The sequence below is a fragment of the Streptomyces sp. NPDC056160 genome (assembly GCF_042268205.1).
Classification (GTDB): domain Bacteria; phylum Actinomycetota; class Actinomycetes; order Streptomycetales; family Streptomycetaceae; genus Streptomyces.
This window is the reverse complement of the sequence record NZ_JBHJUW010000004.1, coordinates 24910-48205: the sequence shown is the minus strand read 5'-3', so window position 1 is coordinate 48205 and position 23296 is coordinate 24910. Positions and strand designations below refer to the sequence as shown.

General features: G+C 72.5%; 20 protein-coding genes. 15 read left to right on the top strand and 5 right to left on the bottom strand.

The window, feature by feature from the left end; genetic code table 11:
• The first annotated feature begins 10 nt into the window (after positions 1-10).
• On the top strand, positions 11-1372 hold the full coding sequence (locus ACFC02_RS02465) for an MFS transporter (RefSeq protein WP_376351040.1): 1362 nt from the start codon (positions 11-13) through the stop codon (positions 1370-1372).
• Positions 1373-1452: 80 nt separating this feature from the next.
• Positions 1453-2046, top strand: a complete 594-nt coding sequence (thpR, locus tag ACFC02_RS02460; RefSeq protein WP_376351037.1) for an RNA 2',3'-cyclic phosphodiesterase — start codon at positions 1453-1455, stop codon at positions 2044-2046.
• Positions 2047-2220: 174 nt separating this feature from the next.
• On the opposite strand, the gene ACFC02_RS02455 is transcribed toward thpR, so the two are convergent.
• The 3 genes from ACFC02_RS02455 to ACFC02_RS02445 all read right to left on the bottom strand — a co-directional run bounded on the left by ACFC02_RS02455 (position 2221) and on the right by ACFC02_RS02445 (position 4616).
• Positions 2221-3210, bottom strand: coding sequence for an aldo/keto reductase (locus ACFC02_RS02455; protein WP_376351034.1), 990 nt, complete (start codon positions 3208-3210; stop codon positions 2221-2223).
• A gap of 50 nt (positions 3211-3260) precedes the next feature.
• Positions 3261-3845 carry a Uma2 family endonuclease gene (locus ACFC02_RS02450; RefSeq protein ID WP_376351031.1) on the bottom strand — a complete coding sequence of 195 codons (585 nt, stop codon included), beginning with the start codon at positions 3843-3845 and terminating at the stop codon, positions 3261-3263.
• A gap of 87 nt (positions 3846-3932) precedes the next feature.
• Positions 3933-4616, bottom strand: coding sequence for an SGNH/GDSL hydrolase family protein (locus ACFC02_RS02445; protein WP_376351029.1), 684 nt, complete (start codon positions 4614-4616; stop codon positions 3933-3935).
• 109 nt (positions 4617-4725) lie between these two features.
• Here ACFC02_RS02445 and ACFC02_RS02440 point away from each other — a divergent pair, with 109 nt between their 5' ends.
• The 3 genes from ACFC02_RS02440 to ACFC02_RS02430 all read left to right on the top strand — a co-directional run bounded on the left by ACFC02_RS02440 (position 4726) and on the right by ACFC02_RS02430 (position 7423).
• Entirely contained in the window at positions 4726-5718 is a 993-nt protein-coding gene (locus ACFC02_RS02440) for a WD40 repeat domain-containing protein (RefSeq protein ID WP_376351026.1), read from the top strand.
• A 101-nt stretch (positions 5719-5819) separates the two neighbouring features.
• Positions 5820-7172, top strand: coding sequence for a M48 family metallopeptidase (locus ACFC02_RS02435; RefSeq protein WP_376351023.1), 1353 nt, complete (start codon positions 5820-5822; stop codon positions 7170-7172).
• Between the two features lie 11 nt (positions 7173-7183).
• Entirely contained in the window at positions 7184-7423 is a 240-nt protein-coding gene (locus ACFC02_RS02430; RefSeq protein ID WP_376351020.1) for a hypothetical protein, read from the top strand.
• A gap of 488 nt (positions 7424-7911) precedes the next feature.
• On the opposite strand, the gene ACFC02_RS02425 is transcribed toward ACFC02_RS02430, so the two are convergent.
• Positions 7912-8346 carry an ATP-binding protein gene (locus ACFC02_RS02425; protein WP_376351017.1) on the bottom strand — a complete coding sequence of 145 codons (435 nt, stop codon included), beginning with the start codon at positions 8344-8346 and terminating at the stop codon, positions 7912-7914.
• A gap of 140 nt (positions 8347-8486) precedes the next feature.
• On the opposite strand from ACFC02_RS02425, the gene ACFC02_RS02420 reads away from it, so the two are divergent.
• Together ACFC02_RS02420 and ACFC02_RS02415 are read left to right on the top strand one after the other, a co-directional pair.
• The gene (locus ACFC02_RS02420) at positions 8487-9350 is read left to right on the top strand and encodes a helix-turn-helix domain-containing protein (RefSeq protein ID WP_376351014.1); all 864 of its coding nucleotides are present in this window, start codon (positions 8487-8489) and stop codon (positions 9348-9350) included.
• A 1-nt stretch (position 9351) separates the two neighbouring features.
• The gene (locus tag ACFC02_RS02415) at positions 9352-9528 is read left to right on the top strand and encodes a DUF397 domain-containing protein (protein WP_376351011.1); all 177 of its coding nucleotides are present in this window, start codon (positions 9352-9354) and stop codon (positions 9526-9528) included.
• Between the two features lie 93 nt (positions 9529-9621).
• On the opposite strand, the gene serC is transcribed toward ACFC02_RS02415, so the two are convergent.
• Positions 9622-10740, bottom strand: a complete 1119-nt coding sequence (gene serC / locus ACFC02_RS02410) for a phosphoserine transaminase (RefSeq protein WP_376351008.1) — start codon at positions 10738-10740, stop codon at positions 9622-9624.
• Between the two features lie 156 nt (positions 10741-10896).
• On the opposite strand from serC, the gene ACFC02_RS02405 reads away from it, so the two are divergent.
• The 8 genes from ACFC02_RS02405 (at position 10897) to ACFC02_RS02370 (ending at position 23292) form a co-directional block, all read left to right on the top strand.
• Positions 10897-13797: an FAD-binding and (Fe-S)-binding domain-containing protein gene (locus ACFC02_RS02405; protein ID WP_376351006.1), complete on the top strand. Its 2901-nt coding sequence runs from the start codon at positions 10897-10899 to the stop codon at positions 13795-13797.
• A 161-nt stretch (positions 13798-13958) separates the two neighbouring features.
• A complete protein-coding gene (locus ACFC02_RS02400) occupies positions 13959-14714 on the top strand; it encodes a metallophosphoesterase family protein (protein ID WP_376351003.1) in 756 nt (251 codons plus the stop codon).
• A gap of 222 nt (positions 14715-14936) precedes the next feature.
• The gene (locus tag ACFC02_RS02395) at positions 14937-15890 is read left to right on the top strand and encodes a DMT family transporter (protein ID WP_376351229.1); all 954 of its coding nucleotides are present in this window, start codon (positions 14937-14939) and stop codon (positions 15888-15890) included.
• A gap of 245 nt (positions 15891-16135) precedes the next feature.
• Positions 16136-16969 carry a TIGR03084 family metal-binding protein gene (locus ACFC02_RS02390; RefSeq protein WP_376351001.1) on the top strand — a complete coding sequence of 278 codons (834 nt, stop codon included), beginning with the start codon at positions 16136-16138 and terminating at the stop codon, positions 16967-16969.
• Positions 16966-18654: an acyclic terpene utilization AtuA family protein gene (locus ACFC02_RS02385; RefSeq protein ID WP_376350998.1), complete on the top strand. Its 1689-nt coding sequence runs from the start codon at positions 16966-16968 to the stop codon at positions 18652-18654. Before ACFC02_RS02390 ends, ACFC02_RS02385 begins: the two co-directional genes overlap by 4 nt.
• A complete protein-coding gene (locus ACFC02_RS02380; protein ID WP_376350996.1) occupies positions 18651-20249 on the top strand; it encodes an acyl-CoA carboxylase subunit beta in 1599 nt (532 codons plus the stop codon). The genes ACFC02_RS02385 and ACFC02_RS02380 overlap by 4 nt, the downstream gene beginning before the upstream one ends.
• An 8-nt stretch (positions 20250-20257) precedes the next feature.
• Entirely contained in the window at positions 20258-22132 is a 1875-nt protein-coding gene (locus ACFC02_RS02375) for an acetyl/propionyl/methylcrotonyl-CoA carboxylase subunit alpha (protein ID WP_376350993.1), read from the top strand.
• A gap of 5 nt (positions 22133-22137) precedes the next feature.
• The gene (locus ACFC02_RS02370) at positions 22138-23292 is read left to right on the top strand and encodes an acyl-CoA dehydrogenase family protein (RefSeq protein ID WP_376350990.1); all 1155 of its coding nucleotides are present in this window, start codon (positions 22138-22140) and stop codon (positions 23290-23292) included.
• The last annotated feature ends 4 nt before the right edge of the window (positions 23293-23296 follow it).

Below are 23296 nucleotides of genomic sequence, written 5' to 3'. Positions count from 1 at the left end.
GCGAACCCTTTTGAGTACGGGATCCGGAGCAGCTTCCGCCCCCGCACCGACCGCCCACGACTCCCAGCCCGCCCCCGACACCCCCCGCAAGTCCTCGATGTTCAGCTCCCTGAAGGTCAGGAACTACCGCCTGTTCTTCCTGGGGCAGGTCGTCTCCAACACCGGCACCTGGATGCAGCGCATCGCGCAGGACTGGCTCGTGCTCAGCCTCACCGGCTCCTCCGCGGCCGTCGGCATCACCACGGCCCTGCAGTTCCTGCCGATGCTGCTCTTCGGCCTCTACGGCGGCGTCCTCGTGGACCGGCTGCCCAAGCGGCCGACGCTGCTGTGCACGCAGACCGCGATGGGCCTGACCGGCCTCGCGCTCGCCGCGCTCACGCTCACCGGGCACGTCCAGGTCTGGCACGTCTACCTCGCCGCCTTCGCCATGGGCCTCGCCACGGTCGTCGACAACCCGGCCCGCCAGTCCTTCGTCTCGGAGATGGTCGGCCCGAAGCAGTTGCAGAACGCGGTCAGCCTCAACTCGGCGAACTTCCAGTCCGCCCGGCTGGTCGGCCCCGCCGTCGCGGGCCTCATGATCACCGGCGTCGGCACCGGCTGGGCCTTCCTCGCCAACGGGCTGTCCTTCGTCGCGCCCATCGCCGGACTGCTGCTGATGCGCGCCCGCGAGCTGCACGTCGTCGAGCGCGCCCCGCGCGGCAAGGGCCAGCTCCGCGAGGGCCTGCGCTACGTCGCCGGCCGTCCCGACCTGGTCTGGCCGATCGTCCTGGTCGGCTTCATCGGCACCTTCGGTTTCAACTTCCCGGTGTGGCTGTCGGCCTTCGCCGACGACGTCTTCCACGCGGGCGCCGGCGCGTACAGCCTCTTCAACACCGTCATGGCGGTCGGCTCCCTGGTGGGAGCGCTGCTCGCGGCCCGCCGCGGCACCGCCCGGCTGCGCGTGCTGGTCGGCGCCGCCGCCGTCTTCGGCGTGCTGGAGGTCGTGGCGGCGCTCGCGCCGTCGTACTGGCTGTTCGCGCTGCTGATGGCACCGATCGGCGTCTTCGGCCTGACCGTCAACGTCACGGCCAACACCGCGGTCCAGATGGCCACCGACCCGGCCATGCGCGGCCGGGTGATGGCGCTGTTCATGATGGTCTTCGTGGGCGGCACGCCGCTCGGCGCCCCCCTGGTCGGCTGGATCACCGACGCCTACGGCGCCCGGGTCGGCTTCGCCCTCGGCGGCCTGATCTCGCTCACCGCCGCCGCCACCATCGGCCTGGTCCTGGCCCGCATGGGCGACCTGCGCCTGTCGGTGCGCTGGCACCGCGGCCACCCGAGGGTCGACTTCGTACCCCGCGAGCGCGGAGAGGAACTGACGGCGGCGGCGTGAGCCGCCCGGGCGGTCCCCGCTCCGGCGGTACGCACGGTGAGCGGGGGCACGCCCGGGCCGGCGGCGGGGACACTGGCCCCATGAGACTCTTCGCCGCCGTGCTGCCCCCGGAAGACGTCCTGGACGCCCTGGCGGCCGAGGTGGCGGCGTTGCGCGGGCTGCCCGGCGCGGAGCGGCTGCGCTGGACCGGGCGCCCCGGCTGGCACCTCACCCTCGCCTTCTACGGCGAGGTGGGCGACGACGTCGTACCCGAGCTGGAGGCGCGTCTGGCGAAAGCGGCGCGCCGGACGGAGCCCTTCCCGCTCGCGCTGCGCGGCGGCGGCCGGTTCGGGCGCGGGAAGGCGCTGTGGGCGGGCGTGGAGGGCGACCTGGAGTCCCTGCGGCTGCTCGCCGGGCGCGCGGAGGCCGCGGCGCGCAGGGCGGGCGTCGAGATGGGGGAGCACCGCCGGTACAAGGCCCACCTGACGCTGGCGCGGGGACGGGACGGCGTCGACGTACGGCCGCACGTCCGGATGCTCGCCGACTTCACCGGCTGCACCTGGACGGTGGGCGAGATCGTCCTCGTCCGCAGCAATCTGCCGACGTCGGGTGTCCCCGGCGAGCAGCCCCGCTACGAGCCCGTCGCCCGCCGGCCGCTCGGGTCCGCCGGACAGGCTTTCGGCGGGGCCGGTTAGTCTCGAAGGCGTGGACCCGAAAACCCGGAACCGGATCATGGCCGGTACGCTTGTGCTGATGTTGGCTGTCGTCGCCGTGGCGGCCGCGCTCGGCCGGTGACGGCAGGCGCGGCGGAGATGCCCGCCGCGCCCGCGCACTCACGTTTCGCACCGGCGCTCACGCACGCGGCCTGCTCACCAGGCGAAGGCCTCCGGGGACGGGCCCGGGCCCGGGAAGACGCGGTCCAGTTCGGCCAGCAGTTCCTCGCTCAGCTCCAGCTCGACCGCCCGCAGTGCGGACGCGAGCTGTTCGCCGGTGCGCGGTCCGACGATCGGCCCCGTCACCCCCGGCCGGGTGAGCAGCCAGGCCAGCGCGGTCTCGCCCGGTTCGAGGCCGTGCTTGTCGAGCAGTTCCTCGTACGCCTCGACCTGCGCGCGCAGCGCCGGGTCGGCGAGGGAGTCCACTGCCCGCCCGCCGGCGCGCCGGCCGCCCTCGGCCTGCTTCTTGAGGACGCCGCCCAGCAGCCCCCCGTGCAGCGGCGACCACGGGATCACGCCGAGCCCGTAGTCCTGCGCGGCCGGGATGACCTCCATCTCGGCGCGCCGCTCGACCAGGTTGTACAGGCACTGCTCGCTGACCAGTCCGTACGAGCCGAGCCTGGCCGCGGTCTCGTTGGCCTGGGCGATCTTGTAGCCGGCGAAGTTGGACGATCCGGCGTAGAGGATCTTGCCCTGCCGGACGAGGACGTCGATGGCCTGCCAGATCTCCTCGAAGGGAGTGCTCCGGTCGACGTGGTGGAACTGGTACAGGTCGATGTGGTCGGTCTGGAGCCGCTTGAGGGAGGCGTCCACGGCTCGCCGGATGTTGAGCGCGGAGAGCTTGTCGTGGTTGGGCCAGGCCTCGCCGTCGGCGCCCATGTTGCCGTAGACCTTGGTGGCGAGGACGACCTTGTCCCGGCGGGCGCTGTCCTGGGCGAACCAGTTCCCGATGATCGACTCGGTGCGGCCCTTGTTCTCGCCCCAGCCGTACACGTTGGCGGTGTCGAAGAAGTTGATCCCGGCGTCCAGTGCCGCGTCCATGATCGCGTGGCTGTCCGCCTCGCCGGTCTGCGGACCGAAGTTCATCGTGCCGAGGACCAGCCTGCTGACCTTGAGTCCGGTGCGTCCGAGCTGTGTGTACTTCATGACCACCAAGCCAACGGCTTGGAGTGCGCTCCAGGCAAGGGCGACCCGGCTCAGTCGCGGGGGAAGGCGTCGGTCTTCAGGACGAGGTCGACCACCGTGCCCGTCAGGTCGATGTCCTCACCGAAGTCGACCACGGTCCTGTCCCCGTAGTCGCCGTCCTTGGGATCGGTGTACACGAAACACCGCCCCTGGTAAGGATCGGCGATGACGTAGAGGGGAACCTCGGCCTCCGCGTAGGCGGCCTTCTTCGGGCCGTAGTCGTTCTGGGCCGTGCCCTCGGAGATGACCTCGGCGACGAACTCGACGTCCTGGTGGCGCCAGTGGCCCGTGTCGTCCTTCTTCGTCGCGTCCTTGAGCAGGGCGATGTCCGGGCAGAGGCCGTTCTGGTGGCCCGGGAAGTCGATGCGGACGTCGGAGAACACCCTTTCCGTCCCGAACTTGGCTGCGACAACCGTCGCGATACGGAGGATGATGTTCCAGTGGGTGTCCCGCTGCGGTGTCATGAAGACGCTGCCCCCGACGATCTCGACCCTGAATCCTTCGGGGACGGGCATACGCTCAAGACGCTCGAACCACGCGTCCAACTGCTCGGTGCCGGCGTCGGTCATCTCGATCCTGTCTTCCAGGACGGTCATCGTGGCGCTCCTCCCCGGTCGCCTCACGGAGAGGGCAACCGCGTAGAACAACGATACGCACCGTGACGAGGAGACGCCGGAATCCGGTCAACCTGTTCCAGCCACGTACGGCTGTCCGATTCCCCATTCGTGGTACATCGCCTCCGCGAACGCCCCCGCGATGGCGTGTTCGCCGCTCGCGTTGGGATGGGTGCCGTCGTAGGTGTCGCGGTGGATGTCGTAGCCGTCCGGCGGGGCCGCGAGCAGCAGCGGCGAGCGCGGCTCGTCCAGGTCGGCCACGGCCTTCGCCAGCAGCTCGTTGAAGAGGGAGACCTGCGCGGCGAAGGGCGCGTCGGTGTCGGCGCGGACGTTGGGTATGACGGGCAGCAGGACCATCCGGACGCGGGGGTTGGCGGCGCGGGCCCCGGCGACGAAGGCGCGCACGTTCGCCGCCGTCTGCTCGGCGTCCGTGTAGAAGCCGAGGTCGATCAGGCCGAGGGAGACGAGCAGCACGTCCGCCCGGTGCGCGCGCACCGCCTCGCCGATCAGCGGGGCCATGTGCGTCCAGCCCTCGCCCCACCCGGCCAGGTGGGCGCGCGGGAAGTCCGGGTCGGCGTACTCGTAGGAGACGGGGGCGTCCGCCGCCTTGTCGTACAGCGTCTCGCGCGGACCGACCAGGGCGAACGGCCTCCCGTACGTGTCGCGCAGGTGCTGCCACAGCCGGTAGCGCCAGGTGTGTTCGCCCGCGCTCCCGATCGTCATGGAGTCACCGACGGGCATGAACCTGAGCATCCGCTCATGATGAACGATCGGGGCGGCGGGTGGTGCACGAGGGGTGCGCGGAGAGGGGTGAGGCCTGCCACCTCACGTGAACGCGCCCGCGGGATGGCAGGCTTGGGGCATGCGCCGACCGTCCGCCCTGCTTGCCGGGGCCCTGCTCGTGGGCGCGTTCACCGTGCCCACCGCCGCCTTGCCCGCCTTCGCCGCCGGCGGGGACGGCGGGTTCACGATCAAGGACCCGAGGATCAAGGAGTCCAGCGGCCTGGCCGCCTCGCATCTGCACCCGGGCATCTACTGGACCCACAACGACAGCGACGACGGGCCGTACATCTACGCGGTGGACAGCCGCACCGGCAAGACCGTCGCCACCGTCACCCTCAAGGGCGTCGGCCGCCCCCGTGACGTCGAGGCGATCTCCATAGGACCGGGCAACGAGATCTACGTCGGCGACATCGGCGACAACCTCGACGGCACCTGGCCGCACGTGTGGATCTACAAGCTGCCCGAGCCGAAGGAGCTCAAGGACCAGACGGTGCGGGCCACGCAGTACGTGGTGAAGTACGCGGACGGCGCCCGCAACGCCGAGTCGCTGATCGTGCACCCGAAGACGGGGCGCGTGTACATCATCGACAAGAAGGAGGACGGCGGCCACCTGTTCGAGGGCCCGCCCCACCTGTCCGCCTCCGGCACCAACGTCTTCAAGCCCGTCGCCCCCGTCGACCTGTGGGCCACGGACGCCGCGTTCTCCCCCGACGGCACCCGGCTCGCCGTCCGCGGCTACTTCGGCGGCATCTACTACGACTGGAACGGCGGCAGGATCAAACGCCTCGGCCGCCTCGACGTCCCGCTGCAACGGCAGGGCGAGTCGATCACCTACAGCGTCGACGGCACCAAGCTCCTGTACGGCAGCGAGGGCGCCGACAGCCCCGTACAGGTGCGGGACGCGCCCGACGGAGGGGGCGGCGACGCGAAATCCCCCGCCGGCAAGAGCAGTTCCAGCCCCTCGGACAACAAAGGCGGCACCTCGGGCAAACTGACGACGGGCGCGGTGGCGGTCCTCGTGGCGGTGCTGGCGGTGTTCGGGGTGGGGCGGTTGCGGCGGCGGAGGTCCTGAACCGCGCCGCTTTACGCGGGCCGGTCCGCGTGATCAGATTCCCCTGCCATGTTCGGGCGGCCCTTGGGGAGGGGCCGCGGGGAGGGGAGAGCAGGACCTTCATGCCTACCGCCGTGGGGGAAACGATCCAGCCGTGCCCGGAATGCGGGGCGGAGATCCACGCTGACAACCGGTTCACCATCTGGTGCGCGGCCTGCGACTGGAACGTCGACCCGAAAGACCAGCAGGAGAAGCGGGAGCGGCAGGAGCAGCAGGGGGCGCGGGGCAAGCGGGGAAAGCGGGTGAGGCAGGGCAGGCTGGAAGAGGCCCGGCGCGCCCTGGCCCAGCGGTACGGCGAGAAGCTCCATGCCGAGGTGACGCAGGGCGGTGCCGAGCTGCGCGCGCGGCGGGACGGCGCCGCGATGCTCGCCTACGCGATCGCCCTCGCCGTGCACGGTGTCACCGCGGCGCTGCTGGCCGGCGGCGTCTTCTGCATCGTGTGGGGCTGGGGCGGGGGTCTGGTGCTCCTGGGGGTGGTGCTGCTGGCGGTGGCCGTCGCACTGCGGCCCCGGCTGTCCGGGCCGCCCGCCGACGGGACCGTAGTGCACCGTGCCGACGCGCCTGAGCTGTACGCGCTCGTCGACGAGGTCGCCCGGGTCGTCGGCACCCGCGGCGTGGACACGATCGCGGTCGGCAAGGAGATCAACGCGAGCGTCGCGTCCCGGGGCCTGCGCGGTCGCCGGGTCCTCTCCCTGGGCCTGCCGCTGTGGGAGGTGCTGACCCCGCAGCAGCGGGTCGCCCTGCTCGGCCACGAACTGGGCCACTACGGCAACGGCGACACCCGGCACGGCGTGGTGGTGGGCACGGCGCTGCGCTCACTGGTCACGTGGCGCTACTACTTCGCACCGATCCCGCGGCCGACCGGGACCGAGATGGTCGTGAACGCGGTCTACGCCGTGCCCCTGCTGCTCGTCCAGGGCACGCTGGTCCTCCTCGACCACCTGACGCTGCGGGCGACCCAGCGCGGCGAGTACCTGGCCGACCGGGAGGCCGCCCGTGTCGCCTCCACCGAGGCCGCGGCGGGCCTCATGGACCAACTTCTGATCGTGGAGTCCGTCGACGTCTTCCTGCGGCGCGAGCGCAACAACGCGGCGCTGACCGGGGCGCGTTCGGCCCGCGGGACCGCGGCAGCCTCCGCGGACGCCCCGGACGGGCTCTGGACCCGGCTGGCGGCACACATGGCGTCCGTCCCGGAGCACGAGTACGAGCGCCAGCGGCGTGCGGGGGCCCGGCGCGGCCACAGCGTCGACGCCACCCATCCGCCGACCCACCTCAGACGAGCCTGCCTCCTCGCCGGCCCGCCGTCGGAGGCGGCCGTCTTTCTGGACGACGACCGCCTCCGGCGGATCACCGCCGAACTCGCCGGCGCGCGCACCGAGGTGGCCCGCCGTATCGTCCGAGACGGCGTCGGATGAGGACACGGACTTTGAAGTTCGGCGTGTACGCCGACGAGGAGGGACTGGCCTGGGTGGGCGGCCTCGTCGCGGAGGCGTCGCGGGCACGTGGAGCCCGGCTCGTAGGGCAGACGGTGGTCGGTGGCGTCGTGGACGCGGGCAGCGGCCTGGCGACCGCCGAGATGTACGACTTCCTCGCGCAAGAGTGGGCTCTCGAACACCCGGGGCGATCCCGGGCACCCGCGAATCCCTGGAACTCCGCGTCCGCCTGACCTGCTCCCTGCGCACCTGGCGCGCCAACCGCAAGACGGTCCTCAACTCCCTGGGCCCCGAGGGCCACGCCACTCATGCGTGCCGGGTGCCGTGGTTCGCGGGGTGAGGGGGCAGGGGGGGGCGGGGCCGCACGTCTGGTCAGGGACGCGGCAACTAGCACATCACGCGGTGCAGTTCTCGTGGTCGACGGCGCGCTCCCCCGTCGCATCAGAATCTGAGGACGTACGGCCGCACCACGTCCTCCTCGCACGGCCAGGTGACCGGCTGCGATGACTCCGGGTTCACCACCCAGCACGCCTCTTCGCGCGGCACCGGCAGGTAATGCCCGGCTGCCCGGCAGCGCTTGGACCAGCGACGCCACCGGGCTTCGTACGGGCTCGGCAACCGCCACACGTACGGGTCCGGCGTGCGGACCTCCCGCCCGAGGTCCCGGTCGCCCGCCCCGCGACCGCGCGAGTACGGCCTTGCGAACAGGCGGCGCAACGCGTCACGCACCAGCCGGAACGGCACGGGCACTCTCCCCCTCTGTCAGCTCCGCCAGCGTGAACCGGGCCCACACGCACTTCGCGTACGGCTCCTGCCGGCACCCCCACACATCGGCCAACGCCGTTACGAGCGCCAGCCCGCGCCCGCCCTCCTCGTCCGGGGCGGCGTCGTGCAGCCGGGGGAGCCTGTCCCGGTCGGGGTCGGAGACCTCCAGGAGCAGCACCGGTTCGTCCAAGGTCAGCGTGACCTTGATCTGGGCGTGGGAGACGCGGCAGTGGAGCACCGCGTTGGTGACGAGTTCGCTGGCCGACAGCGCTACGGCGTCGGCCAGTCCGTCGGTGACGCCCCAGTCGGAGAGGGCCTTCCCGGTGCGTTGCCGTGCTGCGGGCACGTGCCTTCGGTGCTTGGGGAAGCGGAAGGTGGTGGTTTCGGGCATGGGGCGAAGCTATGGCGGCATTCAGAACCCAGGCAATCGAAACTGCGAAATACATGCAGCGATATCGCTCGATCGTGTGATGCAGGACCGGAGTTGTGGCCCGTTGTGACATGGTTGCCGAAAGAGAGGGGAGGGCGCCCATGCCCGCAGGTGGACGGCCGACAGTTCGCAGTAGGCGGTTGGGTACCGCGCTCAGGCAGTACCGACTGGCAGCCAAGCTCGACCAGCCGCAGGCCGCCGAGGTCATCGCGTCGAGCCAGGCGAGAATCAGTCGTGTTGAGAGCGGGCATGCCACTCCGCGCGTCATCGAGGTGCGCCTGCTGTTGGATGCGTACGGTGTCACCGACCCGGAAGTGCGCGACAAGTTGGAGGACTTGGCCAAGCACTCAAAGAACCGTGGCTGGTGGGTGGAGCATGCGGCGCACGTGCGGCCGGACTACCTGGACCACATCGCACTGGAGGACGACGCCACCTATATTCGGCAGTGGCAACCGGCTTTGGTGCCCGGCCTGTTGCAGACACCCGCCTACGCCGAAGCGGTCATCTCGGCGGGACCCGACTACGTTGCGCCGGAAGTCCTCGAACAGTTGGTGAAGGTGCGCGAGGCCCGTCAAGCCAAGATCGGCGAAGGCGGCGCCTCGTACACCGCCATCTTCTGGGAGACAGCGATTGTGCACCCGCTGGTGGGCGTCGACACTCACATGGAGCAGCTGTCCGCGATTCTCATGGTCGCGAAGAGGAAGAACGTCACCGTGCAGGTACTGCCCTTCAGCGCTGGTGTTCTGGTGGCCTCGATCCCCGCCTTCTCGTCCTTCAGCTTCGACTCCGAACCGGCCGTCGAGGCCGTGACGATCGAGAACCTCCGTGGGACGTCGGTTCTCGAAGCGCCTGAGGATCTGGCGGCTTACGGCAATGCCTACGACCTACTACGATCGGCGGCACTGGCGCCGGACGCGAGCGCGCGGCTCATCCGGGACGTACTGAGGAACCTGAAAGAAGAGTGACGTGACCGAGGTTGTGGGTACCTTTCGCAAGTCGTCGTACTCCGCTCAGCAGGGCGACTGTGTAGAGGTGGCCCCCACAACCGGCCAGGGCCGCGCCGTCCGCGACAGCAAGCAGCAGGGCGGCCCCCTGCTCACCGTTTCCCGTGACAGCTGGCAGGCGTTCCTGCGGCAATTCTGACCTGCGGCACACGCGCGAAGGGCGCCCCGCGGAGACGGTGACGTACTCCGCGGGGCGCCCTTCGTCGGCGTGGGCGAAACGGCTACAGCACGGCTACAGCTTCTCGATCACGTAGTCGACGCACTTCGTCAGCGCCTCGACGTCCGCCGGGTCGACCGCCGGGAACATCGCGATGCGCAGCTGGTTGCGGCCGAGCTTGCGGTACGGCTCGGTGTCGACGATGCCGTTGGCGCGCAGGGCCTTGGCGACGGCGGTGGCGTCGATCTCGTCGGCGAAGTCGATCGTGCCGATGACCTGCGAGCGCTTGGCCGGGTCGGTGACGAACGGGGTGGCGTACTTGGACTCCTCCGCCCAGGTGTACAGGCGCGTCGAGGAGTCCTTCGTGCGGGCCGTGGACCACGCGAGGCCGCCCTGGCCGTTGATCCACTCCAGCTGCTCGTTGAGCAGGAAGAGGGTGGCCAGCGCCGGGGTGTTGTACGTCTGGTTCTTGCGGGAGTTGTCGATCGCCGTGGGGAGCGAGAAGAACTCCGGGATATGGCGGCCGGAGGCGTGGACGCGCTCGGCGCGCTCGATCGCCGCCGGGGAGAACACGCCGATCCACAGGCCGCCGTCGGAGGCGAAGGACTTCTGCGGGGCGAAGTAGTAGACGTCGGTCTCCGAGACGTCGACGGGGAGGCCGCCGGCGCCGCTGGTGGCGTCCACGAGCACCAGCGCGCCCTCGTCGGCGCCCGCCACCCGCCTGATGGGCATGGCGACACCGGTGGAGGTCTCGTTGTGCGTGAAGGCGTAGACGTCGACGCCGGCCTCGGCTCGCGCCTCGGGGTGCGTCCCCGGATCGGCGGAGACGACGGTGGGCTCGGCCAGCCACGGCGCGAGCTTGGCGGCCTTGGCGAACTTCGAGCTGAACTCACCGAAGGTGAGGTGCTGCGACTTGTTCTCGATCAGACCGTGCGTCGCGATGTCCCAGAACGCGGTGGAGCCGCCGTTGCCGAGGACCACCTCGTAGCCCTCGGGGAGCTGGAACAGCTCGCTGATGCCCTCGCGCACCTTGCCGACCAGGTTCTTGACGGGAGCCTGGCGGTGGGAGGTGCCCATGAGGGACGTACCGGTGGCGGCGAGGGCGTCCAGCGCCTCGGTGCGCACCTTGGAGGGGCCCGCGCCGAAACGTCCGTCGGCGGGCTTGATGTCAGCGGGGATCTGGATGTCGGCCACGAGTCGGAGGGTAGCCGGTGGGCCAAACCGGACGTAACCGTGTCCGTCCGATGAGACGAGACCGACGAGTGATGTGATGGTGAGTTCGTACGACAAGATGGGCGTTGCTGTGGACAACTCACGGTGACGATCCGTGGCCGGATGCATTCTGGACCCATGACGGATCCCACGGCCCTCGCGGCGGAACTGCGGGCTGCCGTCCGGGGCGAGGTCGGCTTCGACGCCACCTCCCGGGCGCTGGTCACCATGGACGCCTCCAACTACCGCAGGGTCCCGCTGGGCGTGGTGGCCCCGCGGGACGCCGACGACGTGGCGGCGGTGCTCCAGGTGTGCCGGGAGCACGGCGTGCCGGTGGTGCCGCGCGGCGGCGGCACGTCCATCGCCGGCCAGGCGACCGGGACGGGCGTGGTCCTGGACTTCACCCGGCACATGAACCGGCTGCTGTCCCTCGACACGGAGACGCGGACCGCCGTCGTCCAGCCCGGCCTGGTGCTCGACCGGCTCCAGGAGGCCGCCGCGCAGCACGGGCTGCGCTTCGGACCGGACCCCTCCACCCACAGCCGGTGCACGCTCGGCGGAATGATCGGCAACAACGCGTGCGGCTCGCACTCGGTGGCGTGGGGCACCACCGCGGACAACGTGCGGGAGCTGTCCGTGCTCACCGCGCGCGGGCGGCGGCTGCGGCTCGCGCAGCAGTGGGCCGGGGCACCGCAAGGGCTGCGGGAGCTGGCGCAGGACGAACTGGCCCGCCTGCGCACCGGCTTCCCCGACCTGCCCCGCCGCATCTCCGGGTACGCACTGGACGCCCTGCTGCCCGAGCGGGGCGCCGACGTGGCCCGCTCCTTCTGCGGCTCCGAGGGCACCCTGGGCGTACTGACCGAAGCGGTCCTACGACTCGTCGAAGCGCCCCGCGCGCGAGCGCTGGCCGTGCTCGGGTACGCCGACGAGAGCGCCGCCGCCGACGCGGCGGCCGGCCTCCTGCCCCACCGGCCGCTCACCGTGGAGGGCATGGCACGCGACCTGGTGCCCCCCGCGACCACCGGACTCCCCCGGGGCCACGCCTGGCTGTTCGTGGAGACGGGCGGGGACACGCAGGCCCAGGCACACGCGCGTGCGCGGGCGATCGCGGACGCGGCCGACGCCGTGGACACGCTGACCGTCACCGATCCGGCCGCACAGCGCGCGCTGTGGCGCGTACGGGAGGACGCGGCCGGCACGGCGACGCGCATGCCGGACGGCACCGAGGCATGGCCGGGATGGGAGGACTGCGCCGTACCGCCGGCCCGGCTCGGCGCCTACCTCCGGGACTTCCGGACCCTGCTGGCGGACCACGGACTGCGCGGCACCCCCTACGGCCACTTCGGGGACGGCTGCATCCACGTCCGGATCGACTTCGACCTGCTGAGCGCGGCGGGCGTCGGCCGCTTCCGGCACTTCTCGCAGGAACTGGCCGACCTGGTGGTGGCACACGGCGGCTCCCTGTCCGGGGAGCACGGCGACGGGCAGGCCCGCGCCGAACTGCTGCCGAGGATGTACGGCCCCGAAACGGTCGCCCTGTTCGAACGGGCCAAGGCCGTCTGGGACCCGGACGACCTGCTCAACCCGGGGATCCTCGTCCGCCCGGCCCCGCTCGACGCGCACCTCCGGTTCGCCGCACTGCCGCGCGAGCCCGTCGACGTGGCCTTCGGGTACCCGGCCGACGGCGGCGACTTCGCGGCGGCGGTGCGCCGGTGCGTCGGCGTCGCCAAATGCCGTACGACCCAGGCGCCCGGCGCCGCCGTGATGTGCCCCTCCTTCCGCGCGACCGGCGCGGAGGAGCACTCCACCCGCGGGCGAGCCCGGCTGCTGCACGAGATGCTCGCGGGCGAACTGGTCACCGACGGCTGGCGGTCCACCGAGGTACGGGACGCGCTCGACCTGTGCCTGTCCTGCAAGGGCTGCCGCTCCGACTGCCCGGTCGGCGTCGACATGGCCACCTACAAGGCGGAGTTCCTCCACCACCACTACGCCGGCCGGCGCCGCCCCGCCGCCCACTACTCCATGGGCCTGCTCCCGCGCTGGCTGCGCTGGGCGGCCGCCACCCGCACAGCGCCCGCCCTCAACGCACTCGCCTCCCTGCGCCCCCTCGCCGCCGTGGCGAAACGGCTCGCCGGAATCGCACCCGAACGGGAGATCCCGCGCCTGGCCGCACAACCCTTCACCCGCTGGTGGCGCAGACGACGGCGGCGGAGCCGGGAGATCGGCGGTGACCTTGTCGTCCTGTGGCCCGACACCTTCACCGAACACCTCTCGCCGTCCGTGGGACAGGCCGCCGTACAGGTGCTGGAGGCGGCCGGGCTGCGCGTGGCACTGCCGCCGACCCTGCGACTGCCCGGAGCGCGGATCGGCGACGGAAGGTCGGCGACGCTGAACCCCCTGTCCCTCCTACGGGGCCGGGGCCGGGTCTGCTGCGGCCTGACGTACGTCTCGACGGGCCGGCTGGACCAGGCCCGCGCCGTCATGCGCCGCACCCTCGACCTGATGGAGCCCGTCCTGGATGCGGCCGCCCCGGTCGTCGTCCTCGAACCGAGCTGCGCCGCCGCCCTCCGCACCGACCTGCCCGACCTGCTCCCCGACGACCCGCGCGCCCGCCGCCTGGCCGACCGCGTCCTCACCTTCGCCGAGACACTGGAGCGCCACGCCCCGCGCTGGCGGCCACCCCGCCTGGACCGCCCGGTCACGGGCCAGACCCACTGCCACCAGCACGCCGTACTCGGAGACGACGCCGACCGGCGGCTGCGCGCGGCGGCGGGCCTGACCGGCGACCTCGCGGGCGGCTGCTGCGGCCTGGCAGGCGACTTCGGCTTCGCGAAGGGCCACTGTGAGGTCTCCACGGCCTGCGCCGAGGAACAACTCCTTCCGTCGGTGCGCAACGCCCCGGACGGCACGGTGCTCCTGGCCGACGGCTTCTCCTGCCGCACACAACTGGAGCAACTGGCGGGGGTGCGGGGGCGCCACCTGGCGGAGGTGCTGGCGGAGGCGCTGGAGAGGGAGGGGCGGGGGGGAGGGGCGGGATAGGGGATGGGGGGGAGGGCGGAGGGGGCGGGAGGGGGAGGGAGGGAGGGAGGGGGAGGGAGGGAGGGGGAGGGCCCCCGGGGGAGCGGGAAGCGAGCGATGGCCGGGTACGCGCGCGGCGAACACCACGCCCCGACCGCCGGTCCGGTGCCCAGGATGAGTCCATGCAGCTGAACTGTGTAGCCGTCCTCTCCGACATCCACGGAGTCCTTCCCGCCCTGGAGGCGGTGCTCGCCGAACCGGAGGTGGCCGCCGCCGACCGCATCGTGCTCACCGGCGACATCACGGCGGGTCCGCAGCCTGCCGAGGTGCTCGACCTGCTGCGGGCCCAGGGCGAGAGGGTGCTGTGGGTGGCGGGCAACGCCGACCGGGAACTGGTCGAGTTGCGGCGGGGGCGGCGGACGGAGATCCCCGACCCGATCGGAGCGTTCGCGGCCGGGGCGCTCCGTGCGGACCAGGTCGACTTCCTGGCCGGGCTGCCGGCGACGCTGACCCTCACCGTGCGGGGACTGGGCCGGGTGCTGTTCTGCCACGCCACCCCGCGTGACGACGAGGAGATCGTCCTGGTCGACTCCGGCCCGTCGCGGTGGTCGGAGGTCTTCGCCGGCCTCGCCGACGAGATCCGGACGGTGGTCTGCGGCCACACCCACATGCCGTTCGTCCGCCTGGCGCACGGCCGGCTGGTCGTCAACCCCGGCAGCGTCGGCATGCCCTACGGTCGGCCCGGCGCCCACTGGTGTCTGCTCGGCCCGGGCGTCGATCTGCGGGTGACACCGTTCGACATCGATGCGGCGACCGCCCGGCTGGTCGCGGAGTGCGGCTACGAGGACATCGCCGCCTGGGCCGACTACTTCCTGCACGCTCGGGCGACGGACACGGAGGTGCTGGAGTTCTTCCGGAGCCGCGTCCCTCCAAAATGACAGCCTCCGGGGTGGGAGCGTAAGTTCCATAAGAGGTTCACACGCCTGACGCGGTCCACTATCGTGGACGAATCGGTACACCGTGATGAACAAATCCCCGGACTCGCCCCGAGCGCCCGGGGCCGCCCTTGAACCACCCCAGGATCGCCCGTGAGCACCCCCGACGCCGCACCCACGCCTCCGTCCCCGCGCCCCGCACCGCCGTCCCCCGCGGCGACCTCGGTGCTCACGGCCGCGTCCGCGCCGACGCCGGGTGCACCCGCACCCGGAGGGCCGGGCGCGCCTGGTGGCTCTGACGGCCCGGGGCGCCTCGGCTCCTTCGGTCCCGTGGGGCTGGTGCTGGCGGGCTGCGTCTCCGTGCAGTTCGGTGGCGCGCTGGCGGTGACGCTGATGCCGAGGGCCGGCGCACTCGGCGTGGTGAGCCTGCGCCTGCTGGTGGCCGCGATCGTGCTGCTGGTGGCCTGCCGGCCCCGGCTGCGCGGCCACTCGCGCGCCGACTGGGGCACGGTCGTCGCCTTCGGAGTCACGATGGCCGCGATGAACGGCCTCTTCTACGAGGCCGTCGCCCGCATCCCCCTCGGTCCCGCCGTCACCCTCGAAGTCCTCGGCCCGCTCGCCCTGTCGGTCGTGGCCTCGCGCCGGGCGGTCAACGCCGTCTGGGCGGGCCTGGCCCTCGGCGGCGTCTTCCTGCTCGGCGGCGGGGGCTTCGGCAGCCTCGATGGCGCCGGAGCCGCCTTCGCGCTGGGCGCGGGCGCGATGTGGGCGACGTACATCGTCTTCAGTGCCCGCACCGGCCGGCGCTTCCCGCAGGCCGACGGGCTGGCCCTGGCGATGGCGGTGGGCGCGATCCTGTTCCTGCCGCTGGGGATCGCCGAGTCGGGCACGAAGCTGGCCGACCCGACGACCTTCGGTCTGGGCGCGGCGGTGGCCGTGCTCTCCTCCGTGCTCCCGTACACCCTCGAACTCCTCGCGCTGCGCCGCCTGCCCGCCCCCACCTTCGCGATCCTCATGAGCCTGGAACCGGCCATCGCCGCCCTGGCCGGATTCCTCATCCTGAGTCAGTCCCTCGCCCCCTTGGAGATCGTGGCGATCGCCCTGGTCATCGCGGCGAGCATGGGTGCGGTCCGGACCCAGGTGGGCCGGGGGAAAGCCGCCGCGCCCCGGACCGACTCCTGACCGCGGGCGCCAGGACCCTGTCCCGGCGAAAAGGGGCGCCGAAGGGCCTGAGGGTCGGGGCTGGGCCGGGTGCTACGCGCCGACGCCTGATCGGAGCCCCGCCAAGGCAACTCGTCCCCATCTGGCAGATCACCTCCGATCCCCTCATGTGACCCTGGCGGCGCCCTCCGGTCCGGCCGTAGAGCGCGGAAAAAATCATGCAAGCACGCTTGATTGTTTTTTCCCGCGCTGCCATGCTCCCAGCCATGCCCGAGCCGACGCCCGCGTCCGACGTCCCCGCCGTGTCCGATGTGTTCGACGATCTGCGTGAGGAAGGCCAGGAGCTGGACCGGATGGTCGCCGCTCTGGGGCCTGAGGGGTGGGGTCTGGCGACTCCCGCGCCGGGGTGGACCGTCGCGCACCAGATCGCGCACCTCGCCTGGACCGACCGTTCCGCGCTGCTCGCCGTCACCGACGCGGACGGATTCCGCGCGCTGGCGGAGAAGGCGCTCGCCGCACCCGACGCGTTCGTCGACCAAGGGGCGGAGGAAGGGGCCGGGCTGCCGCCCGCCGAGCTGCTGGCACGGTGGCGCGAGGGCCGGGCCCGACTGGGCGCGGCGTTGCGGGCGGCGGTGCCCGGTGCCCGATTTCCCTGGTACGGGCCGCCCATGTCGGCCGCGTCCGTGGCCACCGGGCGGCTCATGGAGACGTGGGCGCACGGGCAGGACGTCGCGGACGCGTCGGGTGTGGTGCGCGCACCCTCGGACCGGCTTCGGCATGTGGTGCGCATCGGGGTGCGGGCACGGGACTTCGCGTTCGGGGTGCGGGGGCTGCCCGTGCCGGGGGAGGAGTTCCGGGTGGAGGTCACCGGCCCCTCCGGGCAGGTGTGGGCGTACGGCCCCGAGGACGCCGCCCAGCGGGTCACCGGGCCCGCCCTCGACTTCTGCCTGCTGGTCACCCAGCGCGCCCACCGCGCCGACCTCGCCGTACGCGCCGAGGGGCCGGACGCCGACCGCTGGCTGGACATCGCGCAGGCGTTCGCGGGCCCGCCCGGCGCCGGGCGCGCGCCACGGACGGGCGAGGGGGAGGCGGGGGCATGACACTGCGGATCGGCAACGCCTCGGGGTTCTACGGCGACCGTTTCGACGCGCTGCGCGAGATGCTCACCGGCGGGGAACTCGACGTCCTCACCGGTGACTACCTCGCCGAGCTGACCATGCTGATCCTGGGCCGGGACCGGCTGAAGGACCCCGACGCGGGGTACGCCCGGACCTTCCTGCGGCAACTGGAGGAGTGCCTGGGGCTCGCGCACGAGCGGGGCGTGCGGATCGTGACCAACGCGGGCGGGCTGAACCCCGCCGGGCTGGCCGAGCGGGTGCGGGAGCTGGCCGGGCGGCTCGGGCTGCCGGTGCGGGTGGCGCACGTCGAGGGCGACGATCTCACCGCCCGCCACCCGGGCAGCATCGCCGCCCACGCCTACCTCGGCGGCTTCGGGATCGCCGCGTGTCTGCGCGCGGGCGCGGACGTCGTCGTCACCGGGCGGGTCACCGACGCGTCCCTGGTCACCGGTCCGGCCGCGGCGCACTTCGGCTGGCGGCCGGGTGAGTACGACCGGCTCGCGGGTGCCGTCGTCGCCGGGCACGTGCTGGAGTGCGGCGCGCAGGCCACCGGCGGCAACTACGCCTTCTTCGCCGACCACGCCCTCGAACGCCTCAGGCGCCCCGGCTTCCCGCTCGCCGAGATCCAAGCCGACGGCAGTTGTGTCGTCACCAAGCACCCCGGCACCGGCGGTGTCGTGGATGTCGGCACGGTGACGGCCCAGCTCCTCTACGAGACCGGCGGCGCCCGCTACGCGGGTCCCGATGTCACCGCGCGGCTGGACACCGTGCGGCTGAGCCAGGACGGGCCGGACCGGGTGCGCGTCGACGGCGTGCGCGGGGAGGCGCCGCCGCCCACCCTCAAGGTGGGTCTCAACCGGCTGGGCGGCTTCCGCAACGAGGTCACCTTCGTCCTGACCGGCCTCGACATCGAACGCAAGGCCGTCCTCGTGCGGCGGCAGATGGACGACGCGCTCGCGGCGGCCGAGGTCCGGCCGGCCGAGGTCCGCTGGGATCTCGTGCGCACCGACAGGGCCGACGCCGACACCGAGGAGAGGGCGAGCGCCCTGCTCCGGCTCGTCGTACGGGACGGGGATCCGCAGGCGGTGGGGCGGGCGTTCAGCGGGGCCGCCGTGGAGCTGGCGCTCGCCGGATACCCCGGTTTCCACGTGCTCGCGCCTCCTGGGAAGGGCGTGCCCTACGGCGTCTTCGAGGCCGCGTACGTCCCCCAGGACACCGTCGGTCAGGTGGCCGTCCTCCACGACGGCCGGCGTGTTGCCGTGTCGCCGGCCCACGAGACGCGCGTGCCGGCGGACGTACCCGAGCCGCCGCTGCCGCAGCCGCTTGCCGCAGGTCCCACGCGCCGGGCGCCGCTCGGTCTGGTCGCCGGGGCCCGCAGCGGGGACAAGGGCGGGGACGCCAACGTGGGGGTGTGGGCGCGCACGGACGACGCCTGGCGGTGGCTCGCGCACGAGCTGACCGCCGACCGGTTCCGGGAGCTGATCCCCGAGAGCCGGCCGCTGCCCGTCACCCGGCACGTGCTGCCGCGTCTGCGCGCGCTGAACTTCGTCGTCGAGGGGATCCTCGGCGAGGGCGTCGCCGCCCAGCACCGCTTCGATCCGCAGGCCAAGGCCCTCGGGGAATGGCTGCGCTCCCGCCACCTGGACATTCCGGAGGCCCTCCTGTGACCGTCCTCTCCTCCTCCCTGGACATCGCGTCCGCCGATTACCGGGCCCATCGCGAGGCGATGCTCGGCAAGCTCGCCGGCCTTCGGGCCGAGCACGCCAAGGCGCTCGCGGGCGGCGGCCCGAAGTACGTCGAGCGGCACCGCCGGCGCGGCAAGCTGCTCGCCCGCGAGCGCATCGAGCTGCTGCTCGATGCGGACACGCCGTTCCTGGAGCTGTCGCCGCTGGCCGCGTGGGGCACCGAGTACACGGTCGGCGCATCGCTCGTCACCGGGATCGGGGTCGTCGAGGGCGTGGAGTGCCTGATCACCGCGAACGATCCGACCGTGCGTGGCGGGGCCAGCAATCCGTGGAGCCTGAAGAAGGCCTTGCGGGCCAACGACATCGCGCTCACCAACCGGCTGCCCTGCATCAGCCTGGTCGAGTCGGGCGGCGCCGACCTGCCCTCCCAGAAGGAGATCTTCATCCCCGGGGGCGCCGTCTTCCGTGACCTGACCCGGCTTTCGGCGGCCGGTATCCCCACTGTCGCCGTCGTCTTCGGCAACTCGACCGCCGGGGGCGCCTACGTCCCCGGCATGTCCGACCACGTGATCATGGTCAAGGAGCGCGCCAAGGTGTTCCTCGGCGGGCCGCCGCTGGTGAAGATGGCCACCGGCGAGGAGAGCGACGACGAGTCGCTGGGCGGCGCCGAGATGCACGCGCGCGTGTCGGGTCTCGCCGACCACTTCGCCGTCGACGAGCGGGACGCGCTCCGGCAGGCGCGTCGCGTCGTCGCCCGCCTCAACCACCGCAAGGCTCATCCCGATCCCCCCTTCGCAGAACCGCCTAAATACGACAACGAGGAGCTGCTCGGGATCGTTCCGGGCGATCTGAAGGTCCCCTTCGACCCGCGCGAGGTGATCGCCCGGATCGTCGACGCCTCCGACTTCGACGAGTTCAAACCGCTGTACGGGACGAGCCTGGTCACCGGCTGGGCGGCCCTGCACGGCTATCCGGTCGGCATCCTCGCCAACGCCCGGGGCGTGCTGTTCAGCGAGGAGTCGCAGAAGGCCGCCCAGTTCATCCAGCTCGCCGACCAGCGTGACATCCCGCTGCTGTTCCTGCACAACACCACCGGCTACATGGTGGGCCGCGAGTACGAGCAGGGCGGCATCATCAAGCACGGCGCCATGATGATCAACGCCGTCTCCAACTCCCGTGTCCCGCACCTGTCCGTGCTCATGGGGGCGTCCTACGGCGCCGGGCACTACGGCATGTGCGGGCGGGCCTACGACCCGCGCTTCCTGTTCGCCTGGCCCAGCGCCAAGTCGGCGGTGATGGGACCGCAGCAGCTCGCGGGCGTCCTGTCGATCGTGGCGCGGCAGTCGGCGGCGGCCAAGGGGCAGCCCTACGACGACGAGGCGGACGCGGCGCTGCGCGCGATGGTCGAGCAGCAGATCGAGTCCGAGTCGCTGCCGATGTTCCTGTCCGGGCGGCTGTACGACGACGGGGTCATCGACCCGCGCGACACCCGCACCGTGCTCGGCCTGTGCCTGTCGGCCGTCCACACCGCGCCCTACGAGGGCGCGCGCGGTGGCTTCGGCGTCTTCCGGATGTGAGGGACCCCGTGATTTCGAACCTGCTCGTCGCCAACCGGGGCGAGATCGCCTGCCGTGTCTTCCGCACCTGCCGTGAGCTGGGCATCGGCACGGTCGCCGTGCACTCGGACGCCGACGCGAACGCCCTCCACGCGCGCGTGGCCGACGCCGCCGTACGCCTGCCGGGGGACACGCCCGCCGAGACGTACCTGCGCGGCGACCTGATCGTGAAGGCCGCCGTCGCGGCGGGCGCGGACGCCGTGCACCCCGGCTACGGCTTCCTGTCGGAGAACGCCGGCTTCGCCCGTGCCGTCCTGGACGCGGGTCTGGTGTGGATCGGCCCGCCGCCCGGGGCGATCGAGGCGATGGCGTCCAAGACCCGCGCCAAGGAACTCATGGGCATCGCGCCCCTGGGGGACGTCACCGAGGCCGACCTGCCCGTCCTGGTGAAGGCGGCGGCGGGCGGCGGCGGGCGCGGGATGCGGGTCGTACGGCGTCTGGAGGACCTGGCGGCCGAACTGGCCGCCGCGCGCGCGGAGGCGGCGAGCGCGTTCGGTGACGGGGAGGTGTTCGTCGAGCCGTACCTGGAGAACGGCCGCCACGTCGAGGTGCAGGTCCTCGCCGACTCCCACGGCACCGTGTGGGCGCTCGGCACCCGGGACTGCTCGCTCCAGCGGCGCCACCAGAAGGTCGTGGAGGAGGCCCCCGCGCCCGGACTCCCGGCCGAGCTGGAGCGCGAGCTGTACGAGCTGGCCGTGCGCGCGGCGCGGGCCGTGGACTACGTCGGCGCCGGAACCGTCGAGTTCCTGGTGGCCGGCGGCCGGGCGCACTTCCTGGAGATGAACACCCGTCTCCAGGTCGAACACCCGGTGACCGAGGCCGTGTTCGGCATCGACCTCGTCGCCGAGCAGATCCGGGTCGCCGAGGGCCACGCACTGGCGAACGATCCACCACGCGCGCGTGGGCACGCGGTCGAGGCCCGCCTCTACGCCGAGGACCCGGCCCGCGAGTGGGCCCCGCAGACCGGCACCCTGCACCGCCTGGCCGTCCCGGACGGTGTCCGCCTGGACACCGGGTACACCGACGGCGACACCATCGGCGTCCACTACGACCCGATGCTCGCCAAGGCCGTCGCCCACGCCCCCACGCGCGCGGAGGCCGTCCGCAAGCTGGCCGGCGCGCTGGAGCGAGCCGCCGTCCACGGCCCGGTCACCAACCGGGACCTGCTCGTCCGCTCGCTGCGGCACGAGGAGTTCGCGGGCGCCCGTATGGACACCGGCTTCTACGACCGCCACCTCGCCACGCTGACCGAGCCCGCCCGCGATCCGTACGCGCCGCTGGCCGCCGCGCTCGCCGACGCCTGCGGCCGCTCCCGGTTCGGCGGCTGGCGCAACGTTCCCTCGCAGCCGCACGTCAAGCGGTACCTGATGGCCGGCGAGGAGCACGAAGCGCGCTACCGGCACACCCGCGCGGGGCTCGCCGCCGACGAGGACGGGGTGCGGGTCGTGCACGTGGAGGCATGCCGGGTCGTCCTGGAGGTGGACGGAGTGCGGCGCGGGTTCGAGGTCGCCCGCCACGGCGACCAGGTGCACGTGGGCGGCACCGTGCTGACCGCCCTGCCCCGCTTCCCCGACCCGGCCGCCGAGCGCGCCCCCGGGTCGCTGCTCGCGCCCATGCCCGGCACCGTCGTCCGCCTCGCCGACGGCCTTTCCGAGGGAGCCGCCGTACAGGCCGGTCAGCCCCTGCTGTGGCTGGAGGCGATGAAGATGGAACACAAGATCACCGCGCCCGTCACGGGGACGCTCGCCGTCCTGCACGCCGCGCCCGGCCACCGGGTGGAGGTCGGCGCCCTGCTCGCCGTCGTCGAGGAAACCGTCGTACAGGCACCCCAGGAGGATCAGTGAGCGTCATGCTGGAAACCGACGAGCACAAGGCCCTGCGCGCCGCGGTCGCCGCCCTCGGCAAGCGCTATGGCCGCCCCTACATCACCCGCACCGTCGCCGAGGGCCGCCACCCCACCGAACTGTGGGCGGAGGCCGGCAAGCTCGGTTACCTCGGCGTCAACCTGCCGCAGGCGTACGGCGGCGGAGGCGGCGGCGTCGCCGAACTGTCCATCGTGCTGGAGGAACTGGGCGCGGCCGGGGCGCCCCTGCTGATGCTCGTCGTCTCGCCCGCCATCTGCGGCACCGTCATCGCCCGCTTCGGCACCGAGGCCCAGAAGCGGACCTGGCTGCCGGGGCTCGCCGACGGAACCCGCACGATGGCCTTCGGCATCACCGAACCCGACGCCGGTTCCAACTCCCACCGCATCACCACCACCGCCCGCCGCGACGGCGGGGGGGACTGGCTGCTCACCGGCCGCAAGGTGTTCATCTCCGGCGTCGACATCGCGGACGCGGTCCTGATCGTCGGCCGCACCGAGGACGCCCGCACCGGACGCCTCAAGCCCTGCCTGTTCATCGTCCCGCCGGACGCCGAGGGCTTTCGGCGCCACCCCATCGACATGGAACTGAGCGCGGCCGAGAAGCAGTTCGAGCTGGTTCTGGACGACGTACGGCTGCCCGCCGACGCGCTCGTCGGCGACGAGGACGCCAGCCTGCTGCAACTGTTCGCCGGACTCAACCCCGAACGCATCATGACGGCCGCCTTCGCGATCGGCATGGGCCGCTACGCGCTGGAGCGGGCCCTGGAGTACGCGCGCGAACGCTCCGTGTGGAAGACGCCCATCGGCGCCCACCAGGCCATCGCCCACCCGCTCGCCCAGGCCCACATCGACCTCGAACTCGCCCGCCTCATGATGCAGAAGGCCGCCCACCTCTACGACGCCGGCGACGACATCGGCGCGGGGGAGGCCGCCAACATGGCCAAGTACGCGGCCGGGGAGGCCTGCGTGCGGGCCGTCGACCAGGCCGTGCACACCCTCGGCGGCAACGGCCTCACCCGCGAGTTCGGACTCGCCTCCCTGATCACGGCCGCCCGTGTGGCGCGTATCGCCCCGGTGAGCCGGGAGATGATCCTCAACTACGTCTCCCACCAGAGCCTGGGCCTGCCCAAGTCGTACTGAGCCG

Bases quoted from the DNA above. Each gene is read 5' to 3' on its own strand.
- thpR (WP_376351037.1), top strand. From the start codon at position 1,453: ATGAGACTCTTCGCCGCCGTGCTGCCCCCGGAAGACGTCCTGGACGCC.
- ACFC02_RS02455 (WP_376351034.1), bottom strand. From the start codon at position 3,210: ATGAAGTACACACAGCTCGGACGCACCGGACTCAAGGTCAGCAGGCTG.
- ACFC02_RS02435 (WP_376351023.1), top strand. From the start codon at position 5,820: ATGCCTACCGCCGTGGGGGAAACGATCCAGCCGTGCCCGGAATGCGGG.
- ACFC02_RS02420 (WP_376351014.1), top strand. From the start codon at position 8,487: ATGCCCGCAGGTGGACGGCCGACAGTTCGCAGTAGGCGGTTGGGTACC.
- ACFC02_RS02445 (WP_376351029.1), bottom strand. From the start codon at position 4,616: ATGCTCAGGTTCATGCCCGTCGGTGACTCCATGACGATCGGGAGCGCG.
- ACFC02_RS02400 (WP_376351003.1), top strand. From the start codon at position 13,959: ATGCAGCTGAACTGTGTAGCCGTCCTCTCCGACATCCACGGAGTCCTT.
- ACFC02_RS02370 (WP_376350990.1), top strand. From the start codon at position 22,138: ATGCTGGAAACCGACGAGCACAAGGCCCTGCGCGCCGCGGTCGCCGCC.
- ACFC02_RS02425 (WP_376351017.1), bottom strand. From the start codon at position 8,346: ATGCCCGAAACCACCACCTTCCGCTTCCCCAAGCACCGAAGGCACGTG.
- ACFC02_RS02405 (WP_376351006.1), top strand. From the start codon at position 10,897: ATGACGGATCCCACGGCCCTCGCGGCGGAACTGCGGGCTGCCGTCCGG.
- ACFC02_RS02385 (WP_376350998.1), top strand. From the start codon at position 16,966: ATGACACTGCGGATCGGCAACGCCTCGGGGTTCTACGGCGACCGTTTC.
- ACFC02_RS02390 (WP_376351001.1), top strand. From the start codon at position 16,136: ATGCCCGAGCCGACGCCCGCGTCCGACGTCCCCGCCGTGTCCGATGTG.
- ACFC02_RS02440 (WP_376351026.1), top strand. From the start codon at position 4,726: ATGCGCCGACCGTCCGCCCTGCTTGCCGGGGCCCTGCTCGTGGGCGCG.
- ACFC02_RS02450 (WP_376351031.1), bottom strand. From the start codon at position 3,845: ATGACCGTCCTGGAAGACAGGATCGAGATGACCGACGCCGGCACCGAG.